The sequence below is a fragment of the Nocardioides sp. NPDC059952 genome, assembly GCF_042730435.1.
In the GTDB taxonomy this organism is placed as follows: Bacteria; Actinomycetota; Actinomycetes; order Propionibacteriales; family Nocardioidaceae; genus Nocardioides.
Window position 1 is genome coordinate 1 of the sequence record NZ_JBHWLY010000144.1, and the last position, 2,565, is coordinate 2,565.

The 2,565-nt window shown below is 69.4% G+C and carries 3 protein-coding genes; 2 read left to right on the forward strand and 1 reads right to left on the reverse strand.

Going from position 1 to position 2,565, the window contains the following annotated elements; all coding sequences use genetic code 11:
- Nucleotides 1-140: 140 nt before the first annotated feature.
- On the reverse strand, nt 141-1,097 hold the full coding sequence (locus tag ACFV9G_RS29740) for a thiamine-phosphate kinase (RefSeq protein ID WP_378733074.1): 957 nt from the start codon (nt 1,095-1,097) through the stop codon (nt 141-143).
- Between the two features lie 154 nt (nt 1,098-1,251).
- On the opposite strand from ACFV9G_RS29740, the gene ACFV9G_RS29745 reads away from it, so the two are divergent.
- Together ACFV9G_RS29745 and ACFV9G_RS29750 are read left to right on the forward strand one after the other, a co-directional pair.
- Nucleotides 1,252-1,488 carry an Lrp/AsnC family transcriptional regulator gene (locus ACFV9G_RS29745; protein ID WP_008358330.1) on the forward strand — a complete coding sequence of 79 codons (237 nt, stop codon included), beginning with the start codon at nt 1,252-1,254 and terminating at the stop codon, nt 1,486-1,488.
- A 38-nt stretch (nt 1,489-1,526) separates the two neighbouring features.
- Nucleotides 1,527-2,483, forward strand: a complete 957-nt coding sequence (locus tag ACFV9G_RS29750; RefSeq protein WP_141803690.1) for a D-alanine--D-alanine ligase — start codon at nt 1,527-1,529, stop codon at nt 2,481-2,483.
- Nucleotides 2,484-2,565: the final 82 nt, after the last annotated feature.

The following is a 2,565-nucleotide window of genomic DNA, read 5'->3' on the forward strand; positions in this document are numbered from 1 at the left end:
CCCTTCTGCTATCTCATGAACGGCGCCGACTCGGCGCAAATGTCCCGGAGGAGCGAAGCGGGGGAGGGACCTTTGCGCCGCGTCGGCGCAAACCCGACGCAAGCCGGAACGAGAAACCGAACCCGGTCAACGAGTGTCCCTCAGAAGTGCGTCCACCCCGTCGGCCCCTCGTAGACCTCACCGTCGACCGTGACCGGCTCACCACCAGGCTCGCCGATCGTCCCGATCACGGTCCATCCCTCCGGCAGCTCGACGTCGGGCGGAAAAGCGGCGAGCAGCGAGTGGTCCTCTCCCCCGCCCAGCACGAACGCGAGCGCGTCGGCGCCCGTCGCCGAGGCGACCGCGTTGAGCTCGTCGGGGACGGTCAGCGCGGCGGTGTGCACGTCGATGGAGACCTCCGAGGCATCGGCGATGTGCCGGGCCTCGGACAGGAGCCCGTCGGAGACGTCGATCAACGCCGAGGCGCCGGCCGCCGCGGCAGCGGGGCCGGCTGCGTACGGCGGCTGCGGGCGGCGGTAGGCGTCGACCAGCACTCGGGGTGAGCGGAACCCTCGCTTGAGGATCGCCAGGCCGGCCGCGGCCCACCCCTGACGGCCACACAGCGCGAGTACGTCGCCCGGCTCCGCACCGGAGCGCAGGACCGGTGCCTGGGCGACCGCGCCGATAGCCGTCACGGAGATCACGATCTGGTCGGCACCGGTGATGTCACCGCCGATGACGGAGGCCCCCACCAGCGCGCACTCCGCGGCGAATCCCTCGGCGAAGTCGACCGCCCACTCGGCCGGGAGGTCCGAGGGCAGGGCGAGCCCGAGAGTCATCGAGTGGGCGACGCCACCCATCGCGGCGATGTCGGCGAGGTTCTGGCCTGCCGCCCGATGGCCGATGTGAGACGCCTCGGCCCAGTCCCGCCGGAAGTGGCGACCCTCGACGAGCAGATCGGTCGAGACCACCACGTGGCCCTGCTTGACCCGCACCAGCGCAGCGTCGTCGCCGGGGCCGACCAGCACCTGCTCCCCCTGGGCGAAGTGCTTGGTCATCTCGGTGATCAGCCCGAACTCACCGATGTCGGCGAGCGTCGTGTCCCTCGGAAAAGCCATGGCTCCATCCAACCCTCCTCGCGATGCGCGGAGATACCGGGACACGCATGAGCTGTCTTATCCCAAGGGTCGGTGTAGGTCGATCGACAGATAACGCGATAGGTTACTTGCCTGACGTTGTGCCAAGGAAGGCACGGAGAACAGGAGCAGCACCATGGTCGTACAGGCGTACATCCTCATCCAGACCGACGTCGGCAAGGCCGCAGAGGTCGCCACCGAGATCGGCAAGATCCAGGGCGTGACCCTGGCTGAGGACGTCACCGGTCCGTACGACGTGATCGTTCGCGCCGAGGCCCGCAACGTCGACGAGCTCGGCAAGATGGTCGTGGCGCGCGTCCAGAGCCTCGAGGGCATCACCCGCACCCTGACCTGCCCGGTCGTTCACATCTGATTTCACGGCTGCACCCGGCCGTCTGTTACAACGAACCCATGAGCACTCCTCCTCTTTCCGGGCCTGTCGCCGTCATCGCCGGCGGGCTGAGCCACGAACGCGACGTGTCGCTGGCCTCTGGCCGCAACCTCGTGCGCGAGCTGTCGGCGCTGGGCGTGGAGGTGGCTGCGTACGACTTCGACCGGGCGCTGCTGCACAACCTCGAGCGCGACAAGGCGGTCGTGGCGCTGCCGGCTCTGCACGGCCAGTTCGGTGAGGACGGCGAGATCCAGACGCTCCTGGAGCTGATCGGGATCCCGTACGTCGGCACCGTCTCCACCTCCTGCCGCGTCGCGTTCGACAAGACCGCCGCCCGCGAGCTTCTGCGCCGCGGGGGCATCCCGGTGCCGGACTCGGTCTCGCTGTCGTCCACGACGTTCCGCGACGTCGGGGCGCCGGTGCTGATGGAGCACGTCATCTCGCGGCTGGGTGAGCGGGTCGTGGTCAAGCCCTCGCGCGGCGGCTCGGCTCTCGGCGTCACCGGCGTCGACGGCCTCTCCGCCCTCCCCGCCGCGTTGGTCAAGACCTACGCCTACTGCGACGAGGCGCTCATCGAGCGCTTCTACGCCGGCATCGACGTCTCCGTGGTGGTCCACGAGACGGATGAGGGGGTCAAGCCGCTGACCCCGATCGCCATCGACTTCAGCAAGGGCCACGAGTTCGACTTTGCGGCGCGCTACACCGCCGAGTTCGTCGGCTTCGGCCGCCCCGACCTCCCCGACGCGCTGCTCGCCGAGCTCGGCGAGACCGCCGTACGCGCCCACGAGCTGCTCGGCATGCGCGACATCTCCCGCACCGACTTCATGGTCACCCCCGACGGCAGCTTCGTCGTCCTCGAGGTCGCCATCACCCCCGGCGCCACCGAGACCAGCGTCTTCCCGTTCGCCGCCAAGCACGACGGCACCTCGATGGGCGAGGTCACCCTCGCCCTCCTCAAGCGCGCGCTGTCCCGGTAAAACGCTGGTCGAGCCGCCGGAGCCGCTAGGCGAAGGCGTGTCGAGACCAACACAGTCCCATCGAGCGCCGATGGGACTGTGT

Excerpts from the sequence above, each read along its gene's own strand:
- ACFV9G_RS29740 (WP_378733074.1), bottom strand. The coding sequence starts at position 1,097 with ATGGCTTTTCCGAGGGACACGACGCTCGCCGACATCGGTGAGTTCGGG.
- ACFV9G_RS29745 (WP_008358330.1), top strand. The coding sequence starts at position 1,252 with ATGGTCGTACAGGCGTACATCCTCATCCAGACCGACGTCGGCAAGGCC.
- ACFV9G_RS29750 (WP_141803690.1), top strand. The coding sequence starts at position 1,527 with ATGAGCACTCCTCCTCTTTCCGGGCCTGTCGCCGTCATCGCCGGCGGG.